Origin of the sequence: Streptomyces tirandamycinicus (assembly GCF_003097515.1) — a bacterium.
In the GTDB taxonomy this organism is placed as follows: Bacteria; Actinomycetota; Actinomycetes; order Streptomycetales; family Streptomycetaceae; genus Streptomyces; species Streptomyces tirandamycinicus.
In genome coordinates, this window is the sequence record NZ_CP029188.1 from 2,449,775 (window position 1) to 2,468,163 (window position 18,389).

Below are 18,389 nucleotides of genomic sequence, written 5' to 3' on the forward strand. Positions count from 1 at the left end.
GCCATGACCACCGTCACGCCGCCGTCCGGCACGGATCCCGCCACGGGGTCCGCGACCGCGCCCTCCGCGCCCGCCTCTCCCCCAGCGACCCCCGCGGCCCCGCCCTCCACCGGCCGCGGGCACCCGGCCGTCGGCTGGCGTCTGAGGTTCGCCGCCCTCGCCCTGATCTGGGGCTTCAGCTTCCTGCTCATCAAGGTCGGCACGGAGGGCTACGCACCGTTCCAGGTCACCTTCGGCCGGCTGCTGTTCGGTACGGCGGTGCTGGCCGCCGCGATGGCGGTACGTCGGGAGCGGCTGCCGCGCGGCGCACGCACCTGGGCGCATCTGACCGTCGCGGCCTTCTTCCTCAACGCGCTGCCGTTCTCGCTCTTCGCCTACGCGGAGCTGACCATCCCCTCGACGCTGGCCGGGATCTGCAACGCCACGTCCCCGCTGTGGGGCATGGCGCTGTCGCTGGTGGCACTGTCCGAGGACCGGCCCACCCGCCGCCGTGTCGCCGGTCTGGGCATCGGGTTCCTCGGTGTGCTCACCGTGCTGGGCGCCTGGCAGGGCTTCTCCGGGCTCGATGTCGGCGGGACGGCGATGGCCCTGCTCGCCTCGCTGAGCTACCCGGTCGGCTGGATATACGTGCGCCGTACGCTCGCGGGCTCGTCCTCCTCCCACCTGTCCCTGACGGGGGCGCAGTTGACGCTGGCGACCCTCCAGCTGGCGGTGGTGACACCGCTGTTCACGAGCGCGCCGAGCGCGTTCCCGGTGGTTCCGCTGCTCGCGGTGGTCGCGCTGGGCGCCCTGGGCACCGGTGTCGCCATGCTGCTGCAGTACGGGCTGGTGGCCGAGGTCGGGCCCACGACCGCGACGATGGTCACGTACTTCATCCCGGTCATCGCGACCGTCGCGGGAGTCACACTGCTCGGCGAGCGGCTGGGCTGGAACACCCCCGTCGGTGCCCTGATCGTGCTGGCGGGCGCCGCGCTCACCCAGGGCAGGGCCGGGCGGGCACCGTCGGGGAAGGGCCTCGGGCGACCGCGGGCGCGCCCGGGGCGGCCCTGACCGAAGGGCCGCGAAGGCGTTCCGGCGGGACCGGCCGTACGGCCGCTCAGCCGTAGCTGCGCGGCTGTACGGGCGGCGCGGCCGCGGCGGCCACCGCGTCGGCGAGCACGCCGATGTCACGGGCCGTCAGGCCCGACACCGTGAGCCGCACCGCCGGTGGCGACGCGATGCGGAAGCGGGCCCCGGGCGCGACGGCCCAGCCAGCGTGCAGCAGGCGGGCCACCGTTCCCGTCTCGTCGGCCACGGGCACCCACACGTTCATCCCGCTGCGCCCGTGTGCCCCGACACCGCGCTCGGCCAGCGCTCCCAGCAGTGCGTCACGCCGGTCCCCGTAGGCGGCCGCCACGGCCACCGGGTCGACGGCCCCGGAGGTCCACAGCTCCACGACTGCGCGCTGGGTCAGCCGGCTGACCCAGCCGGGGCCGAGCGCCTGCCTCCCCTGGACCCGGTCGAGGGTGACGCGGTCCCCGGTGAGCACGGCGAGCCTGAGATCGGGCCCGTACGCCTTGGCGACCGACCGTACGAGCACCCAGTGGTCCGTGACACCGGCCAGGGGATGGAGCGGCGTGCCGACGATGGCGTAGCCGTGGTCGTCCTCCACGAGCAGGGTCCGCGGATACCGGCCGAGCACGTCGCGGAGCTCGCCGGCGCGCGACGCGGAGACCACGGCACCCGTGGGGTTCTGGGCCCGGTCGGTCACGATCAGGGCCCTCGCCCCGCGGTGCAGCGCCCGTTCCACGGCTTCGGGGCGCGGGCCGTCGTCGTCGACGGGGACCGGAACCGGCCGCAGTCCGAGTGCCGGGACCAGGTCCAGCAGACTCGCCCAGGCGGGGTCCTCCACGGCCACCGCGTCCCCGGGCCGCAGATGGGCGTGGAACACGCGCTCGACGGCGTCGAGCGACCCGGAGGTGACGGCGACCGGGCCGTCCGGCACGCCGTCCGCGTCCAGTGCGGCCCGGGCCAGCCGCGCCAGCTCGGGGTCGACGGGGGACTGCCCGTAAAGCACCGGCCGCGCGTCGTGGTGGCGTGCCGCCGCCGCGAAGGCGTCGTGGAGCGGGGGCAGCAGGGCCGTGTCCGGGTTGCCCTCGGAGATCTGCCGTACGCCGGGCGGGGCGTCGATCGTGAGCGAGCCGCGCGCCGTACTGGCCGGCCGTTCCCGCACCCGGCTGCCGTTGCGGCCTGCCGTCTCGATCACGCCGCGGTCGCGCAGGGTCCGGTACGCGGCGGCGACGGTGTTCGGGTTGACACCCAGGGAGGCCGCCAACTTCCGCATGGGCGGGAGCAGTTGCCCGGGCGCGAGGCGCCCCGACGCGACGCCGCGCTCGATGCTGGCCGCGATCTCCGATGCGCCGCGGCCTTCGATGCCATAGTCTACTAGCACAAAGAACAGTATGCACTAGTGCAATGGAGATGTCCAATGACACCGCCGCAGGCGCCGCCCTCCTACCGGGCCACCGACCGGACCGTTCCCACTCGGGCGCGGGAGCGCGCCTCCCACGACCGCGAACTGGTGCACGCGATCCTCGACGAGACCTCCGTCTGCCATCTCGGCTTCGTCCGCGACGGGGCGCCCGTGGTCCTGCCGACGCTCTACGGCCGGGTCGGTGACACGCTGTACGTGCACGGCTCGACCGGATCCCGCCCGCTGCGCATGGCCGGTCAGGCAGGCCAGGCAGTTCACCCAGGTGAGGCCGGTCAGGCAGGTCAGGCGGGTGAGGCCGGTCGGGCCGCTCCCGGTCTGGACGTCTGTCTGACCGTCACCCATGTCGACGGCCTGGTGCTGGCCCGCTCGGCGTTCCACCACTCGATCAACTACCGGTCGGTGGTGGTCCACGGGACCGCGTACCAGGTCACCGACCCGGAGGAGAAGCGCACCGCACTCGACGCCCTGGTCGACCATGTCGTCCCCGGGCGCTCCGCCGACTCGCGCCCGGCCAACGCCAAGGAACTCGCCGCGACCGCCGTGCTCCGGCTGGATCTGGACGAGGTCTCCGCGAAGGTCCGCACGGGCGGTCCGGTCGACGACCCCGAGGACCTGGCGCTGCCGTACTGGACCGGAGTCGTCCCGCTGGTACGGGGCTACGGCGCACCGGTCCCCGCGGACGACCTGGCACCGTCGGTGACGCTGCCCGCCTACCTCTCCGCGTCGTAGCGGCCGGGGGCAGGGGGCAGGACGGCCGGGGGCAGGACGGCCGGGGGCAGGACGGCCGGGGGCAGGACGGCCGGGGGCAGGACGGCCGGGGGCCGCGGCGGTGCACGCCCCGGCCGCGGCCACCCCACGGGCCCGGAACCGGCCGGTTCCGGGCCCGTCGCGGGGCCGGGCGGCACGGTGCCCCGAGTCAGGTCAGCGCGTCCACGGCTTCGCGCCGCCGCGCCTCCGGCCGGGACTCCTGCCAGGCCAGCCCGACGACGGCCGTCAGCAGGAGGGCGGTACCCGCCACCGTGGCCGATGTCAGCCGTTCGTTCAGCGCGGTCACCGCCAGGACCGCCGCGCTCACCGGCTCCAGAAGCATGATCACTGAAACCGTGGCGGCCCGGACGACCGCCGCACCCGCGAAGTACAGCGCGTAGGCGAGCGCCGTGGGCACCGCGGCCACGTACACCAGCAGCCCCAGCACCCGCAGCGGCTCCGCGGTGTGCGGCATCAGCCCTTCCGCGAGCGCCAGCGGCAGCAGTCCGACGGCACCGACGACGAACGTCCACATGGTCGTCGACAGGGGATCGGGACCGGCTCCGTCCCGGCCCAGCCTGCGGGTGATCAGGGTGACAGCCGCGTAGCCCGCCGCCGAGACGACCGCCAGCAGCACGCCCAGCGGCACTACCGTGCCGCTGCTCCCGCCGCCCAGGACCAGCACCACGAGCCCGGTCAGCGCCCCCGCGACGGCGGCGAGACCGCCGCGCCCGAGCCGCTCCCCCAGGGTGAGCCTGGCACCGAGGGCGATCAGTACGGGACCGGCGCCCAGGGTGACGACCGTGCCCACCGCGAGACCGGTCTGCTCGACGGCGGCGAAGTAGGCGCTCTGAAAGACGGTCAGGCAGGTGCCGGTGGCGAGGATGCGGAGCACTCTGCGGCGGCGCGTCTCGGGCCCGGCCGCGACGGCGGCGCCGGTCCGCACCGACCGGCGCCCGCGCAGCGCGAGCACGCCCGCGAGCAGCAGCAGCCCGCCCAGGCAGCGCCAGAAGGACAGGGCGAGCGGGCCCAGATCACTGGCCTCGAAGACCAGTGAGGCGGCCGCCCCGGCGGTCCCCCAGGCCACACCGGCCACGACGAGGTAGAGCAGGCTGCGCCCGACGGGCAGGCCGGCGACGGCAGCCGATGAAGGATTCGACACGTGGGTACTCCGTGCTGGGTGTCCGGGAATCGATCCCGGGGCCCGTCCCTCGAGGGGTCTCGAGGGGTGGGGAACGCGTCCCACGACGGGCCGGAAGACAGTCGGTCGGCCGCTGGACTCCACACGCGGGCAGCGACGAACCGTCCGGGGGACACCGGCACCCCGGACCAGGTCTTCGTCAGCGGAGAACCGCCCGCGCTAGGCGGCGGGCGGCGGCAGAACGGTCGAATGCATGATCGCCACCCTAGACGGTCGCCCGCTCGGACGCCACGTCGCCCTCGGCCACCACATCCCCCTCGGGCGGCACATCCCCCTCTGCCACCACGCCGCCCTTGGGCGCCACGTCCCCCTCGGCCGCCCCGGTCACGGCGCCGGCGCCGCCCGCCACCGGCCCGGACGCGGCCTTCGGGGTGGACGACTGGGCGATGAACGCGCCGACGAGCACCACGGCGCCGCCGACGATCTGGGGTGCGGAGAGATGCTCGCGCAGCAGCACCCAGGCCAGTACCGTCGCGATCACGGCCTCCAGGCACGCGACGACTCCGGCGACCTGCGGCGAGAGCCTGCGGACGGCCACGACGCCGGTGACGTAGGCGACGACGGTGGCGACCAGGACGATCCACCCGACCAGCACGGCAGCGGGGACGACGGTGCCGGCGACGGCCGCGCCTCCCGCGAGCACCTGCCAGTCGGCCTCCCACGGGCGGGCGACGACGGTGAGCACGAGTGCGCCGACGAGCAGTCCGTACGCGATGACGCCGAGCGGGTCGGCCGCGTCGTCGCCGTCGGCACCCTGGCCGGACAGGACGAAGTAGCCGACCTGGCAGCAGGCCGCCCCGAGCGCCAGCAGCACGCCGATCGGGTCGAAGCCGAGGCCCGACCAGACCTCGACGACGCAGGCGAGACCGCCGACGGCGAGGACGACACCGGCGGCGGCGGCGCGGGTGACCGGTCGGCGCTGGACGAAGCGGACCCAGGCGAGGACGAGAGCGGGGGCCAGGTACTCGATGAGCAGGGCCACGCCCACGGGGATGCGGGAGATGGCGGCGAAGTAGCAGGCCTGGACACCGGCGACCGCGAGCATGCCGAAGCCGGCGAGCAGCGCCGGCTTGCGTATCAGCAGATCGCGGTGGCGCCAGGCGACCGGCAGCATGACGAGGGCGGCGCCGGCCACCCGGATCCACACCACATGCAGGGGGTCGAGCCCTGCTTCGATGAGCGGCTTCGCCGCCACACCTGAACCACCGAAGGCGAACGCCGAGGCCAAGGCCAGTCCCAGCCCGGCGTTCCTTTCCCGAGACGCGTGCATCGGCACATCATGGCAGCCGGCGTCAGGAGCGTCACATCCATGACACCTGTTGAGACGGCTCACCGATCCGGTTGCCGATCACTCCGGGGCGGACGCGCCCGACCGGCGGGATCCCGGGCACCGAAATCGCCTTCAGCGCTGCCGACTGATGCCGACTGATGCCGACTGATGCCGACTGATGCCGGCTGATGCCGACTTGGGACGGCGGACCGCCGCGACCACGGGCGCCCAGCCGGGGCGGACCGCCGGCGTCGGCCGTGGGCCTTCCCGCCCGCGCCCGGCGCGGGCGGGCCCCGTCGCCGGCGCCGCGGTCCCGGCCGGGCGGCGGTCGTCCACCGCCCGGCACCCGCCGCGGCCGGGCGGACGGGCCGTCAGTCCTCGTCGGCCAGGATCAGGTACAGCTTCTTGCGCGCCTCGCCGATCACCGCGATCGCCTTCTGCCGCTGATCCGCGGTGCCCGTCTTCCAGACCTGGCCGAAGGCCTCCATGAGCCCGAATCCGGCCTGCCGTATCTCGTTCACGGAGTCCCAGTCGATCCCTCGGCCGGCCTCCTCCCAGGGAGCGTCGGGGACCGAATCCGCCTCGGCCCGCCCGGCGTCGGTGAGCGTGAAGAGCTTCTTGCCCCCGTCGCTCCGGCTGGCGATCAGCCCCTCGTCCTCCAGCAGCTGGAGCGTGGGATAGACCGAGCCGGGGCTGGGCTTCCAGGCCCCGCCGCTGCGTTCGCCGATCTCCTGGATCATCTCGTACCCGTGCATCGGGCGGTCCTTCAGCAGGGCCAGGATCGAGGCGCGCACATCACCGCGGCGCGCCCTCCCCCGGCCGCGGCCGCGGCCGCCGCCCCACGGGGGCCCGCCGAAGCCGGGCCCGAAGGGACCGAAGGCGGCCCGGCGGCCCTCGTACTCACCCCGGCCTCGATGTCCGGGCCCGCAGTGGCTCTCCCCGGGTCCGGATCCGAAGCCGTGTCCATGTGAACGCATCGCTACGCTCCTTCCATCGTCGATCCGTCGCGATGCTTCAACGATATATCGGAATGCGTCGCCTGACAATCGCCGACCGGTCCAGATTCCGGCGATTGGCCTTGGTCCGCGGCCTCACCGGAGCCCTACGGTCGGCGCCATGCGGATTCGAATCGTGGACGCCTTCACCGACCGCCCCTTCTCGGGCAATCCCGCCGGAGTGCTGCTGCTCGGCACCGGCGCCTTCCCCGACGACGGCTGGCTCCAGCAGGTGGCGACGGAGATGAACCTGTCGGAGACGGCCTTCGCCCACCCGCTGCCCGCCGGCGGCGAGGCGGACTGGGCACTGCGCTGGTTCACACCGGCCACCGAGGTGGACATGTGCGGGCATGCGACGCTCGCCACGGCCCACGTCCTCCACAGCACCGGCACCGCGAGCGGCACCGTGCGCTTCGCCGCACGCTGCGGTCTCCTCACGGCGACCGTGCACGAGGACGGTGCGATCACCCTGGACTTCCCGGTGTCGTCGCTGACCGCGGTGGACACCCCGGACGGCATCGCCGAGGCGCTCGGGGCCGATCCGCTCTCGGTCCTGGACACCTCGGACCACATCGGCGACCTCCTGGTCGAACTCGCCGACGAGGCGACCGTGCGCCGTCTGCGGCCCGACATCAGGGCTCTCGCCGCGCACGCGCAGCGAGGGATCATCGCGACGGCGGCGGCCGCGGACCCGGGCAGCGGGTACGACTACGTCTCCCGCTGCTTCTTCCCGAACGTCGGCATCGACGAGGATCCGGTCACCGGCAGCGCGCACACGGCCCTCGCGCCGTTCTGGTCGGCGCGGCTGGGGCGCCCGGAGCTGACCGGCCTGCAGGCCTCCGCGCGCTCCGGGCTGGTGCGGACGGCGCTGCGCGGCGACCGCGTCCTGCTCACCGGCGGAGCGGTGACCGTCGTCGACGGCGAACTGCTCGTCGGCCCCTGACCGGGACGCGGCCGGGCGGCGCGGCCGCGTGGGGGCGTGCGGGGTCCGCACGCCCCCCGGCGCAGACCGGGCAACGCCCATTGCCGCGGGGAGCCGGGCAACGGCCCATGCCGCTGGAAGCCGGGCAACGGCTCATGCCGTGGGAAGCCAGCCCACCTTCCCCGCCAGCAGTCCGTAGCCCACGAAGGCGACGATGTCGAGGAGCGCGTGGGCGACCACCAGGGGCCCCACCCGGCCCCAGCGGCGGTACAGCAGCACGAAGACCACGCCCATGACCATGTTGCCGACGAAGCCGCCGATCCCCTGGTAGAGGTGGTACGAGCCGCGGAGCACCGAGCTGGCGGCGAGCGCGCCCAGCGGGCTCCAGCCCAACTGGTCCAGCCTGCGCAGCAGATACCCGACGACGATGACCTCCTCGACCACGGAGTTCTGCACCGCGGAGAGAACGAGGACCGGGTACTTCCACCACACGTCGGGCAGCGACTCCGGGACCACCGTGAGGTTGGCCCCCGCGGCCCTGACCACCAGGTAGAACGCCAGCCCCGTACTGCCGATGCCGGCCGCCAGCAGCGCGCCGCGCCCCAGGTCGGGCCACGGCCTGGTGCGGTCGAACCCGATGGCCCTCAGCCCGCCGGCGCCTTCCCTCAGCAGCAGATGGGCGACGAGGACGACCGGCACCAGCGCCGTCGCGATCCCGAACAGCTGCCAGGCCAGGTCGAGCCACGGCCTGCCCGGCGCGTAGGAGCTGTTGAGGTTCGCGGCCTGGTCCTTGAGACCGCCGGGCTTCGTCAGCGCCCCGACGAAGCTGATGAGCGACGACACCGCGCTGGCGCCCAGCGAGAGCGCCAGGACGATCAGGGTCTCGGACCGGAGGACCGCGCGCGGCAGCCCCCCGTCGGGTACCGATCCCGCTACCCGTCCCGCATCAGCCCGCACACTGCCTCCCGTTCGCCTCGGTCCCGCGGTCACAGCTTGCCCGACCGCGGGCCGGAGGTCGAAGACGGGGGCCGGTGCGGAGCGGTCAGTCCCCCGGCCCGGCCGGCCAGGTGTGCACGGGCTCGTCCGCGTGCATCAGCACGCTGTAGCGCCGGGTGACCGCGGCGAGGGCGGCCCGCCGGTCGAGCCCGCTGTCCAGCGCCCGGTGGAAGGCGTCGACCTGCCAGGACGCGCCGTTCACCCGGCGCCGGCACCGGCCCTCGATGACCCCCAGGTAGAAGTCGCGGTCCGCGGGTTCCACGTTCCAGGCCTCCAGCCCGGCCGCGGCGAGCGGCAGCAGCTCGTCCCGTACCAGCTTGACCGCGGGAACACGGGTGAGCCCGCCGCCCCGGCCGGGGCGCGGCCACTCCAGCTCGGCCTCGATACCGTGCCGGCAGGCGTTCTCGAAGTTCGCGGCGGCGGTCTCGAACGGCATCCGGGTCCACAGCGGTCGCGGCTCTTCGGCGAGTGCCCGCACCAGCCCGTAGTAGAAGGCCGCGTTGGCCACGACGTCGGTGACGGTGGGCCCGGCCGGCAGCACCCGGTTCTCGACGCGCAGATGGGGCACGCCGTCGGCGAGACCGTAGACGGGCCGGTTCCAGCGGTAGACCGTGCCGTTGTGCAGGACGAGTTCCTGCAGCCGCGGCACGCCGCCGTCGTCGAGCACCCGCAGCGGCTCCTCGTCGTCGCAGATCGGCAGGAGGGCCGGGAAGAAGCGCAGGTTCTCCTCGAAGAGCTCGTAGGCGGAGCCCACCCATCGCTCGCCGAACCAGGTCCGGGGCCGCACGCCCTGGGCCTGGAGCTCGGGCGGCCGGGTGTCCGTGGCCTGCTGGAACAGCGGCGGCCGGGACTCGCGCCAGAGCTCCTTGCCGAACAGGAACGGGGAGTTCGCCCCGACGGCGATCTGGACCGCCGCCACGGCCTGGGCCGCGTTCCACACCCGGGCGAACCGTCCCGGGGTCACCTGGAGGTGCAGTTGCACCGACGTGCAGGCGGCTTCCGGCGCGATCGAGGACGATGTGCAGCTGAGACGCTCCACCCCTTCGATGTCGAGGGTGAAGTCCTCGCCCCGGGCGGTGACGATCTGGTCGTTGAGCAGGACATAGCGGTCGACGTCCGACAGGTTCGCGGAGACCAGGTCACCGGCGTCGAGGGTCGGCAGGATGCCGATCATCACGATTCCGGCGTCGACCTCGGCGGCCTTGCGGTGGGCGTACCCCAGGCCGGTGCGCAGCTCCTCGGCGAGCTGGTCGAGAACCCGCCCGCCGAGCCGGTGCGGCGCAATGTTGACCTCCAGGTTGAACATTCCGAGCTCGGTCTGGAAATCACGGCTGGCAATCCGGTCGAGCACCTCGGCATTCATCATCCGGGGCAGGCCGTCGGAGCCCGCGAGATTGAGTTCGATCTCCAGCCCCATCAGATTCCGGGGGCGGTCGAACCTCTTCTCCGCCAGGAGTCTCCCCAGTCCCGCGAGGCACTGCTGGAGCTTTCTCCGGTACCTTTGCCGATCGGACAGGTCGAACCCGCCTGCCACGATCTTCTCCCCCATCGAAGGGTCCCTCCTCGAGTGGGCAGTCCGCGGCCGGGCTGCTCGTGTCACGGACGATAATGCCCAGATGAAGGGATCCGTAACGTCCCGCACGGGACCGGTGGACCGCTAGTCTGGTGCGGCGCCCGCGCGGCACATTCCGTCGGCATGACGCAGCGCGCATTTACCAGTTCCGGGGATGTGGTGAAAAACTCCGACGAGATTCGGCCGGGCACTCGCGGGGTAACACACCAGGTGACGGCGGGGCGTTCACGCAAATCCCCTCGAACTTCGCGGGAAATAGGGCCTGATTCGACCTTGACCGCAATACCGGGGACAGCTAGCAGAAACACTGAGTGAACACGCGTCGTATAAACTCACGCGAACGAGGCAGAAAGTCGGCACCCGGCCACGGAAATCCGGCCCCCTCAGGCCCACGCCGACACAGCCGCCCGTGTCCTCCCCCGCATCACCCTGTCTCTTGAGTGAGAGGCGACCCACCATGCCGCTGCATGTCCCCCCGGCTCCCCCGCCCGCGCTGCGCACCGTCCTCACGGCACTCGGATCCCCCTCCGCGGTCCGCGAGGCGCGCACTCCCGCCCTCCGTTCCGCCCAGGGATCGGTCACCGCCGAACTCCCCCTTCCCGTACACGTCCTGGACCAGGTGGTGCCGCAGGGCGACCGCAGGCCGCGCACCCGGCTGGCGGGCTGGCGGTTCCTGATCCGCTGCGGCGACCGCGCCATCGCCGCGGCGGACACCATGCTGACCGCCGACGGCTGGGCCTTCTCGCACTTCTTCGAGGGCCCGTACATCGCGTCGACCGAACGGGCCCTGCAGCAGGCCGAGGCGCTCCCCGGCGGCTACCAGCCGCGGCTGCTCTCCGTCCCGGAGCTGTACATGCTCACGCTCTGGCTGCACGGCGACCGCGAGGCGGATCCGGCGAAAGGCCGGCCGGCCCCCGCCGACCTGCTCGTGCCGCTCGCTCCCGCACCCCCGGGAATCGCCGCCCACCGGCCGCACCGGGTCGCCGATCTGCTGCCGGTGATGACCTCGAGGGTCACGCCCCTCCCCCTGCTCGGGTTCCCGGCCTGAGCGGAGCCACCGAACGCCGATGCCCCGTGACGCCGAGTCACGGGGCATGTTCATGACCCTGATGGACTAGCCCACTCCGGCCAGTGCGAACCATCCGAAGGGACGGTGCGGTCGAGCTGAACCGCCCGCCGGGGTGACACGTCATTAACCGGTAGGACGAGCTGCCGTGAAATCCCTGCGGAACCGACGCCCGTGGGGCAACACTGGGATCGACGACAGATACGGGGGGCGGCCATGAGCACCGCATCGAGCCGCAGGACTCTCACCACATCGCAGCGAAAGAACCCATCCATGTGCCAGCACCAGCCACCGTGCCCGACAGCAGACTCCGCCGACCGGGAGGCCGCCCGCCTCGTGGCGCACCATCCGGAGCAGGGCTGGAGCCTGCTGTGCAACGGCGTACTGCTCTTCGAGGACACGGGCGAGCTGCTCCCGGACGGGCAGATCATCGCTCCGCACCGGCCGGTACGCATCGTGACCGCGGCCTGACGCCGCCGCCCGGCCGGCGCGGGCACCGGGACCGCCGTCAGCGGCTCCCGGTGCACGTCGGCGCGGAAGCGCAGAGGGCCAGCTCGGAGAGATCTCCGAGCCGGCCCTCACGCGTTCCCCGAGCCGCTGCGGGCGACCCGCCGGAGCCCGCCGGGAGGGTTACTGGCCTTCGTACTCGTCAAGCGGCGGGCAGGAGCAGACCAGGTTGCGGTCGCCGAAGGCTCCGTCGATCCGCCGCACCGGCGGCCAGTACTTGTCCGCCGCCTGGACTCCGGCCGGGAAGACGGCCTCCTCGCGGCTGTAGGCGTGCTCCCAGGCACCGCCGAGCACGGCCGCGGTGTGCGGGGCGTTCCGCAGCGGGTTGTCCTCCGCGGGCCACTCGCCCGAGGCGATCTTCTCGATCTCCGCACGAATGGCGATCATCGCGTCGCAGAACCGGTCGATCTCGGTCAGGTCCTCGCTCTCGGTGGGCTCGATCATCAGCGTGCCGGCCACCGGGAACGACATCGTCGGAGCGTGGAAGCCGTAGTCGATGAGGCGCTTGGCGATGTCGTCGACACTCACACCGGTGGCCTTCGACAGCGGCCGCAGGTCGACGATGCACTCGTGCGCGACCAGGCCGGCCGGGCCGGTGTACAGCACCGGGTAGTGCGGCTCGAGGCGCTTGGCGATGTAGTTCGCCGCGAGCACCGCGACCTGGGTGGCGCGCTTCAGGCCCTCACCGCCCATCAGCCTGACGTACGCCCACGAGATCGGCAGGATGCCCGCGGAGCCCCAGGGGGCGGCCGAGATCGGGCCGACGCCCGTGGCGGGCCCGGCGGCGGGCTGGAGCGGGTGGTTCGGCAGATAGGGCGCGAGATGCTCGCGGACGGCCACCGGACCGACACCCGGACCGCCGCCGCCGTGCGGGATGCAGAACGTCTTGTGCAGGTTGAGGTGCGACACGTCGCCGCCGAACTCGCCGGGCTTCGCCAGCCCGACCAGCGCGTTCAGGTTGGCGCCGTCGACGTACACCTGGCCGCCGGCCTCGTGCACCCGGGCGCAGATGTCGGCGACGTGCTCCTCGAACACCCCGTGCGTCGACGGGTACGTGATCATGAGGACGGCCAGCTCGTCGCGGTGCTGCTCGATCCTGGCGCGCAGGTCCTCGACGTCGATCTCGCCGTCGTCGGCGGTCTTCACCACGACGACCTTCATGCCGGCCATCACCGCGCTGGCGGCGTTGGTGCCGTGCGCGGACGACGGGATGAGGCAGACGGTGCGCTGCTCGTCGCCGTTGGCGCGGTGGTACGCGCGGACGGCGAGGAGGCCGGCCAGCTCGCCCTGGGACCCGGCGTTCGGCTGGATGGAGACCTTGTCGTAGCCGGTGACCTCGGCGAGGCGCTCCTCCAGCTCGCGGATCAGGGTCAGATAGCCCTCGGCCTGCTCCGCGGGGGCGAAGGGGTGGATCTGGGCGAACTCGGGCCAGGTGACCGGCTCCATCTCGGTGGTCGCGTTCAGCTTCATCGTGCAGGAGCCGAGCGGGATCATGCCCCGGTCCAGCGCGTAGTCGCGGTCGGCCAGCCGGCGCAGGTAGCGGAGCATCGCGGTCTCGGAGCGGTGCGCGTGGAAGACCGGGTGCGTGAGGTAGTCGTCCTCGCGCAGCAGCGCCGCCGGCAGGGCGTCCTCGGCGGTCGCGTCGAGCGCGTCGATGTCGCCCTCGACGCCGAAGGCCGCCCAGACGGCGGACACCTGGGCCCGCAGGGTGGTCTCGTCGCAGGAGACCGACACATGGTCGGCGTCGACGAGGCGCAGGTTGACGCCGCCCGCGCGGGCCGCGGCCACGACCTCGGCCGCCCGGCCCGGGACGCGGGCGGTCAGCGTGTCGAAGAAGGTGCCGTGCACCAGCCCGACGCCGCCGGCGCGCAGCCCCTCGGCGAGGATGGCGGCGTAGCGGTGGGTCCGGCGCGCGATGGTCCGCAGGCCCTCGGGGCCGTGGTAGACGGCGTACATCCCGGCCATGACGGCGAGGAGCACCTGGGCGGTGCAGATGTTGCTGGTGGCCTTCTCGCGGCGGATGTGCTGCTCGCGGGTCTGCAGCGCGAGGCGGTACGCCTTGTTGCCGTCGGCGTCGACGGACACGCCGACCAGCCGGCCGGGCAGGCTGCGGGCGTGCTTCTCCTGGACGGCCATGTAGCCGGCGTGCGGGCCGCCGAAGCCCATGGGGACGCCGAAGCGCTGGGTGGTGCCGACGGCGATGTCCGCGCCGAGCTCGCCGGGCGAGGTGAGCAGGGTCAGCGCCAGCAGGTCGGCGGCGACGGTGACGATCGCGCCGAGCTCGTGCGCCTGGTCGATGACCGGCTTGATGTCGCGGACGGCACCGGAGGCGCCCGGGTACTGGAGCAGGACGCCGAAGACGCCGCGCTCGGCGATCTCCGCGGGGATGCCTTCGCCGAGGTCGGCCACGACGACCTCGACGCCGGTCGGCTCGGCCCGGGTCTCGATCACGGCGATGGTCTGCGGCAGTGCGTCGGCGTCGACCAGGAAGACGCCGTTCTTGACCTTGCCGATGCGCCGGGACAGCGCCATGGCCTCCGCGGCTGCGGTGCCCTCGTCGAGCAGCGAGGCGCCGGAGGTGGGCAGCCCGGTCAGGTCGGCGACCATGGTCTGGAAGTTGAGCAGCGCCTCCAGACGGCCCTGCGAGATCTCCGGCTGGTACGGCGTGTACGCCGTGTACCAGGCCGGGTTCTCCATCACGTTCCGCAGGACGACCGGCGGGGTGAAGGTCCCGTAGTAGCCGAGGCCGATCATCGGGGCGAGCACCTGGTTGCGGTCGGCGAGGCCGCGCAGCTCGGCGAGCACCTCGGCCTCGGTACGGGCGCCGGGCAGCCCCAGGGCCCCGGCGCTCTTGATCACGTCCGGCACGGCGGCGGCGGTCAGCTCGTCCAGCGAGCCGTAGCCGACCTGCGCCAGCATCTTCGCCTGGGCCTCGGTGTCGGGGCCGATGTGGCGCTGCTCGAAGGGGGTGCCTCGCTCCAGTCGGGAGAGCGGAATGCGGTTGGCGGTCATTGCGGAGGCCTCCTGGTCGTGACGACCTGCGAGGGGCACCACGGCGCGGGTGCCCGGACGGCCTCCCCCTCTGTCATCTCAACCTGAGAGCTTCACCGGCGCGCCCTCGGGCGCGCCGGCTTTCACCGTCGGTGAGAGCGGATGCCGTCCGACGCCCGCCCTGCTTTCCAGAGTGACCTCGTCCGTGCGGTACAGGGGCCTGAGAGATTCCGGGGAGGATTTGCTCCTTCGGCGGCTCCGGCTTTCACCGGGGCGCTCTCCCGCACGGGGTCAGCAGCCGCTGCCAGCGTACCAGCGCGGTCTCACCGGGGACTTTCGAGTGGACGACGCCCGGGATGTGCACTTTCGTAGTGTGCAGCGAACCCGCGCGACCTGCTTGGAGGGACCGTGCAGACCGACATCGATCCGCGCAGCCTGATCGGCCGCAAGGCGTTCGACCGCAACGGCACCAGGATCGGGACCGTGGACGAGGTGTACCTCGACGACGCGACGGGCGTCCCCGAATGGGCGGCCGTACGGACCGGGCTGTTCAGCCGGGACGCGTTCGTCCCCCTCGAGCCCAGCGAGCTCGAGGGCGACGGCCTCCACATACCGTTCGAGCGCGCTCTGATCAAGGATGCGCCCGACTTCGGGGTCGGCCGCCATCTCTCCCCCGAGCAGGAGCTGCAGCTCTACCACCACTACGGTCTCGACCTGCCGTCACCGCCGGAGCGGCCCACCGCCTCGCCGGCCCCCGGCGGCGAGGGGGACGGCCCCGACTCGGGCACCGGGTCCGCCGGGGACCGCGGCCTCGGGCGGCCCGCGGGCCCTGACGACTGACCCTCCGGCGGCCGCACCAGCGGCAGCGGGTCCGAAGGCTCCAGACCGGGGTCGTCCACGGCGAACGTGCGCACCCGGCCCGGCAGGGCCGACCACGGTTCCTCGAAGCGGACGGTGACCCTCCCCAGTCCGCTGCCCTGCACCCATCCGGCGCCGTGGTCGGCATGCCGGACGTCCTGGCCGGCGGCCCAGCGCCGCACGGCACCCGGGGCGGCCTCCCGGTCCGGCGGCCGGTCCTCCGCCGGCGCCTGCCGCCGGGACGGCTCCGCCGCCGGGTCCCCCTCGGGCCGGTCCCCCGCCGCGGCCTGGGCGAAGAGATCCTCCTGCGTGTAGTCGGCGAGGCCGCTCACGCCCACGCCGAGCAGCCGCACCCCGCCCGTGGTGTCCACCGCGTCCAGCAGTCTCGTCGCCGCCTCCCGCACCACCGCGGGATCGTCGGTGGGCCCGCGCAGCGTCTCCGACCTGGTCAGCGTCGAGAAGTCGAACCGCCGCACCTTCAGCACGATCGTCCGCCCCGAGTGCCCGGAGGCGCGCAGCCGGTGCACACAGCGGTCCGCGAGCCGCTCCACCTCGGTCCGGATGCGGACCCGGTCGTGCAGGTCCACGTCGAAGGTGTCCTCCACCGACACGGACTTGGCGTCCCGCTCCGCGACCACCGGGCGGTCGTCCCGGCCCATCGCCATACGGAAGATCGCACCCCCGTGCGCCTTGCCCAGCAGCCTGACGAGCTCGTCCTCGCCCGCCTCGGCCAGATCCGCCACCGTGGTCATGCCCGCCCGCCGCAGATGCTCCCCCGTCGCCGGCCCCACCCCCGGCAGCGTCCGCACCGGCATCGGCCCCAGCAGCTCCCGCTCGGTGCCCGGCTCGATGAGCACCAGCCCGTCCGGCTTGGCCTGCTCGGAGGCGATCTTCGCCAGCATCTTGGATCCCGCCAGTCCCACCGAACCCGTCAGCCCGGTGGCCGCCAGGATGTCCCTGCGCAGCCGCTCACCGGCCTCCCGGGCCGAGCGGGAGTCGTCGGCCGCCCCACCCGCCTCCAGGTCCACGAAGGCCTCGTCCAGGCTCAGCGGCTCCACCAGCGGTGAGAGCAGGCCCAGCAGCTCCATCACCTGGTCGCTCACCGTCCGGTAGAGCGAGAAGCGCGGCACCAGGTAGGCGGCGTTCGGGCACAGCCTTCGCGCCTGCGCCATGGGCATCGCGGAGTGCACACCGAACCGTCTGGCCTCGTACGAGGCGGTGGCGACCACGCCGCGCGGCCCCAGACCGCCGACGACGACCGGCTTGCCGCGCAGACTCGGCTTCGCCGCCTGCTCCGCGGCGGCGAAGAACGCATCCATGTCCAGATGCAGGATGGTGGGCGCGGGTCTCACGGCTTCGATGCTGCCCTACCGCACCGACAATCGCCCGCACAGACGTACGAGCCGCTCGGAGGGTTCAGCCGGCGCGCTCGCGGCGGCGCCTGGCCAGCTCGTCGCCCGGGTCGTGGCCGATCAGCGTCTCACCGGTGTCGATACGCTCCCCGTGCAGCTGCGAGAGCGCCGCCTCGACGTCCCGCCACACCACCCCGACGGCGATCCCGAACACGCCCTGCCCGCCCTGGAGGAGGTCCACGACCTCGTCCGGCGACGAGCACTCGTACACCGTCGCGCCGTCGCTCATCAGGGTCATCCGCTCGAGGTCCGCGAAGCCGCGGGCCCGCAGATGCCGCACCGCCGCCCGGATGTTCTGCAGGGCGACCCCGGTGTCCAGGAAACGCTTGACGATCTTGAGGACGACGACGTCCCGAAAGCTGTAGAGCCGCTGGGTGCCCGAGCCGTGGGCGGGTCGCACACTGGGTTCGACCAGACCGGTGCGCGCCCAGTAGTCGAGCTGCCGGTAGGTGATGCCCGCCGCCGCGCACGCGGTAGGCCCCCGGTAGCCCACGGTCTCGGGCGTCGCATCGGCCGGCGCACCGTCGTGAAGCGCATACGTCAGGCCCTCCACGGGACCGCGCCCGTGCGAACCCGCTGCCGTACCGTCGCCGCTGCTTCTCACGCCGACCTCCGTCCTTGACCTGCCTTCTCGACGGTAGGGAGTCGCCCGGGGCGCGTCAACGATCGCCACACTCGGCACGCCGAGTGATAATCACCCTGAGAGTGGTTTTGCGTGCCCCATTTCGGGGAAATTGTGGCCGGATGGCCCGCGGAGTACCGTTTCGGCCACGCCCACGGTCCGGGCGCGACGCCGCGCGTGGGCACGGCTCGCGGCACCGGCCCACACGTCACTGGCTGCTGGAGCCGAAGTCCTCCGGCGAGATCTGGTCGAGGAACTCGCGGAACTTCTCGACCTCGTCCTCCTGCTCGTCCGGGATCGCGATGCCGGCGTCGTCCAGCACGCCGTCGCTGCCGTAGATCGGCGTACCGGTGCGCAGCGCCAGCGCTATGGCGTCGGACGGCCTGGCGCTGACCTCCACGCCACTGGCGAAGACCAGCTCCGCGTAGAAGACGCCCTCCCGCAGGTCGGTGATCCGCACCTCGGTGAGCTCCTGCCCGACGGCCTCCAGGACGTCCTTGAACAGGTCGTGGGTGAGCGGCCTGGCCGGTGCCATCCCCTGCTGCGCGAAGGCGATCGCGGTCGCCTCACCCGGTCCGATCCAGATGGGGAGGTACCGATCGCCTCCCACTTCGCGCAGGAGCACGATCGGCTGGTTGGAGGGCATTTCCACCCGGACACCCACAACGTCGAGCTCGTTCACACAGCAACCCTAGGACGTGCCCGGCAGGTTTGGGTAGTCGGGTTCCGCCGAGATCGGTGCGAGTCCGCCCCGCC

15 protein-coding genes, 1 pseudogene and 1 riboswitch are annotated in these 18,389 nt (G+C 73.0%); of the genes and pseudogenes, 6 read left to right on the forward strand and 10 right to left on the reverse strand.

What is annotated here, in order from left to right:
- The first annotated feature begins 3 nt into the window (after positions 1-3).
- Positions 4-1,050 carry a DMT family transporter gene (locus tag DDW44_RS10820; RefSeq protein WP_108908800.1) on the forward strand — a complete coding sequence of 349 codons (1,047 nt, stop codon included), beginning with the start codon at positions 4-6 and terminating at the stop codon, positions 1,048-1,050.
- Positions 1,051-1,096: 46 nt separating this feature from the next.
- On the opposite strand, the gene DDW44_RS10825 is transcribed toward DDW44_RS10820, so the two are convergent.
- The gene (locus DDW44_RS10825; RefSeq protein ID WP_108906292.1) at positions 1,097-2,431 is read right to left on the reverse strand and encodes an aminotransferase class I/II-fold pyridoxal phosphate-dependent enzyme; all 1,335 of its coding nucleotides are present in this window, start codon (positions 2,429-2,431) and stop codon (positions 1,097-1,099) included.
- A 36-nt stretch (positions 2,432-2,467) separates the two neighbouring features.
- Here DDW44_RS10825 and DDW44_RS10830 point away from each other — a divergent pair, with 36 nt between their 5' ends.
- The gene (locus tag DDW44_RS10830) at positions 2,468-3,202 is read left to right on the forward strand and encodes a pyridoxamine 5'-phosphate oxidase family protein (RefSeq protein WP_108906293.1); all 735 of its coding nucleotides are present in this window, start codon (positions 2,468-2,470) and stop codon (positions 3,200-3,202) included.
- Between the two features lie 187 nt (positions 3,203-3,389).
- Here DDW44_RS10830 and DDW44_RS10835 read toward each other — a convergent pair whose 3' ends face one another.
- The 3 genes from DDW44_RS10835 to DDW44_RS10845 form a co-directional block, all read right to left on the reverse strand.
- Positions 3,390-4,382, reverse strand: a complete 993-nt coding sequence (locus DDW44_RS10835; RefSeq protein WP_108906294.1) for a DMT family transporter — start codon at positions 4,380-4,382, stop codon at positions 3,390-3,392.
- 244 nt (positions 4,383-4,626) lie between these two features.
- A complete protein-coding gene (locus DDW44_RS10840; protein ID WP_244224001.1) occupies positions 4,627-5,691 on the reverse strand; it encodes an EamA family transporter in 1,065 nt (354 codons plus the stop codon).
- Between the two features lie 371 nt (positions 5,692-6,062).
- A complete protein-coding gene (locus tag DDW44_RS10845; protein ID WP_026165385.1) occupies positions 6,063-6,668 on the reverse strand; it encodes a PadR family transcriptional regulator in 606 nt (201 codons plus the stop codon).
- A gap of 139 nt (positions 6,669-6,807) precedes the next feature.
- Here DDW44_RS10845 and DDW44_RS10850 point away from each other — a divergent pair, with 139 nt between their 5' ends.
- A complete protein-coding gene (locus DDW44_RS10850) occupies positions 6,808-7,629 on the forward strand; it encodes a PhzF family phenazine biosynthesis protein (RefSeq protein ID WP_167455485.1) in 822 nt (273 codons plus the stop codon).
- Positions 7,630-7,761: 132 nt separating this feature from the next.
- On the opposite strand, the gene DDW44_RS10855 is transcribed toward DDW44_RS10850, so the two are convergent.
- Positions 7,762-8,565: a CPBP family intramembrane glutamic endopeptidase gene (locus DDW44_RS10855; RefSeq protein ID WP_017948509.1), complete on the reverse strand. Its 804-nt coding sequence runs from the start codon at positions 8,563-8,565 to the stop codon at positions 7,762-7,764.
- Between the two features lie 85 nt (positions 8,566-8,650).
- Positions 8,651-10,153, reverse strand: coding sequence for a glutamate-cysteine ligase family protein (locus DDW44_RS10860; protein WP_017948510.1), 1,503 nt, complete (start codon positions 10,151-10,153; stop codon positions 8,651-8,653).
- A gap of 481 nt (positions 10,154-10,634) precedes the next feature.
- On the opposite strand from DDW44_RS10860, the gene DDW44_RS10865 reads away from it, so the two are divergent.
- Together DDW44_RS10865 and DDW44_RS10870 are read left to right on the forward strand one after the other, a co-directional pair.
- The gene (locus DDW44_RS10865; protein ID WP_017948511.1) at positions 10,635-11,225 is read left to right on the forward strand and encodes a hypothetical protein; all 591 of its coding nucleotides are present in this window, start codon (positions 10,635-10,637) and stop codon (positions 11,223-11,225) included.
- 291 nt (positions 11,226-11,516) lie between these two features.
- Positions 11,517-11,714, forward strand: coding sequence for a DUF5999 family protein (locus DDW44_RS10870; protein WP_026165387.1), 198 nt, complete (start codon positions 11,517-11,519; stop codon positions 11,712-11,714).
- 159 nt (positions 11,715-11,873) lie between these two features.
- Here DDW44_RS10870 and gcvP read toward each other — a convergent pair whose 3' ends face one another.
- Positions 11,874-14,762, reverse strand: coding sequence for an aminomethyl-transferring glycine dehydrogenase (gene gcvP / locus DDW44_RS10875; protein WP_108906297.1), 2,889 nt, complete (start codon positions 14,760-14,762; stop codon positions 11,874-11,876).
- A gap of 177 nt (positions 14,763-14,939) precedes the next feature.
- Positions 14,940-15,035, reverse strand: a riboswitch (glycine riboswitch).
- 189 nt (positions 15,036-15,224) lie between these two features.
- Here gcvP and DDW44_RS33515 point away from each other — a divergent pair.
- Positions 15,225-15,296: pseudogene (locus DDW44_RS33515) on the forward strand (PRC-barrel domain-containing protein); the annotation flags it as partial.
- Positions 15,297-15,442: 146 nt separating this feature from the next.
- On the opposite strand, the gene DDW44_RS10885 reads toward DDW44_RS33515, so the two are convergent.
- From DDW44_RS10885 to DDW44_RS10895, 3 genes are all read right to left on the reverse strand, one after another.
- Entirely contained in the window at positions 15,443-16,951 is a 1,509-nt protein-coding gene (locus DDW44_RS10885; RefSeq protein ID WP_108906298.1) for a DNA polymerase IV, read from the reverse strand.
- Positions 16,952-17,015: 64 nt separating this feature from the next.
- On the reverse strand, positions 17,016-17,615 hold the full coding sequence (locus DDW44_RS10890; RefSeq protein WP_411354581.1) for a MerR family transcriptional regulator: 600 nt from the start codon (positions 17,613-17,615) through the stop codon (positions 17,016-17,018).
- 226 nt (positions 17,616-17,841) lie between these two features.
- On the reverse strand, positions 17,842-18,315 hold the full coding sequence (locus tag DDW44_RS10895) for a bifunctional nuclease family protein (RefSeq protein WP_026281837.1): 474 nt from the start codon (positions 18,313-18,315) through the stop codon (positions 17,842-17,844).
- Positions 18,316-18,389: the final 74 nt, after the last annotated feature.

Excerpts from the sequence above, each read along its gene's own strand:
- DDW44_RS10865 (WP_017948511.1), top strand. The coding sequence starts at position 10,635 with ATGCCGCTGCATGTCCCCCCGGCTCCCCCGCCCGCGCTGCGCACCGTC.
- gcvP (WP_108906297.1), bottom strand. The coding sequence starts at position 14,762 with ATGACCGCCAACCGCATTCCGCTCTCCCGACTGGAGCGAGGCACCCCC.
- DDW44_RS10850 (WP_167455485.1), top strand. The coding sequence starts at position 6,808 with ATGCGGATTCGAATCGTGGACGCCTTCACCGACCGCCCCTTCTCGGGC.
- DDW44_RS10860 (WP_017948510.1), bottom strand. The coding sequence starts at position 10,153 with ATGGGGGAGAAGATCGTGGCAGGCGGGTTCGACCTGTCCGATCGGCAA.
- DDW44_RS10820 (WP_108908800.1), top strand. The coding sequence starts at position 4 with ATGACCACCGTCACGCCGCCGTCCGGCACGGATCCCGCCACGGGGTCC.
- DDW44_RS10830 (WP_108906293.1), top strand. The coding sequence starts at position 2,468 with ATGACACCGCCGCAGGCGCCGCCCTCCTACCGGGCCACCGACCGGACC.
- DDW44_RS10845 (WP_026165385.1), bottom strand. The coding sequence starts at position 6,668 with ATGCGTTCACATGGACACGGCTTCGGATCCGGACCCGGGGAGAGCCAC.
- DDW44_RS10840 (WP_244224001.1), bottom strand. The coding sequence starts at position 5,691 with ATGCACGCGTCTCGGGAAAGGAACGCCGGGCTGGGACTGGCCTTGGCC.
- DDW44_RS10870 (WP_026165387.1), top strand. The coding sequence starts at position 11,517 with ATGTGCCAGCACCAGCCACCGTGCCCGACAGCAGACTCCGCCGACCGG.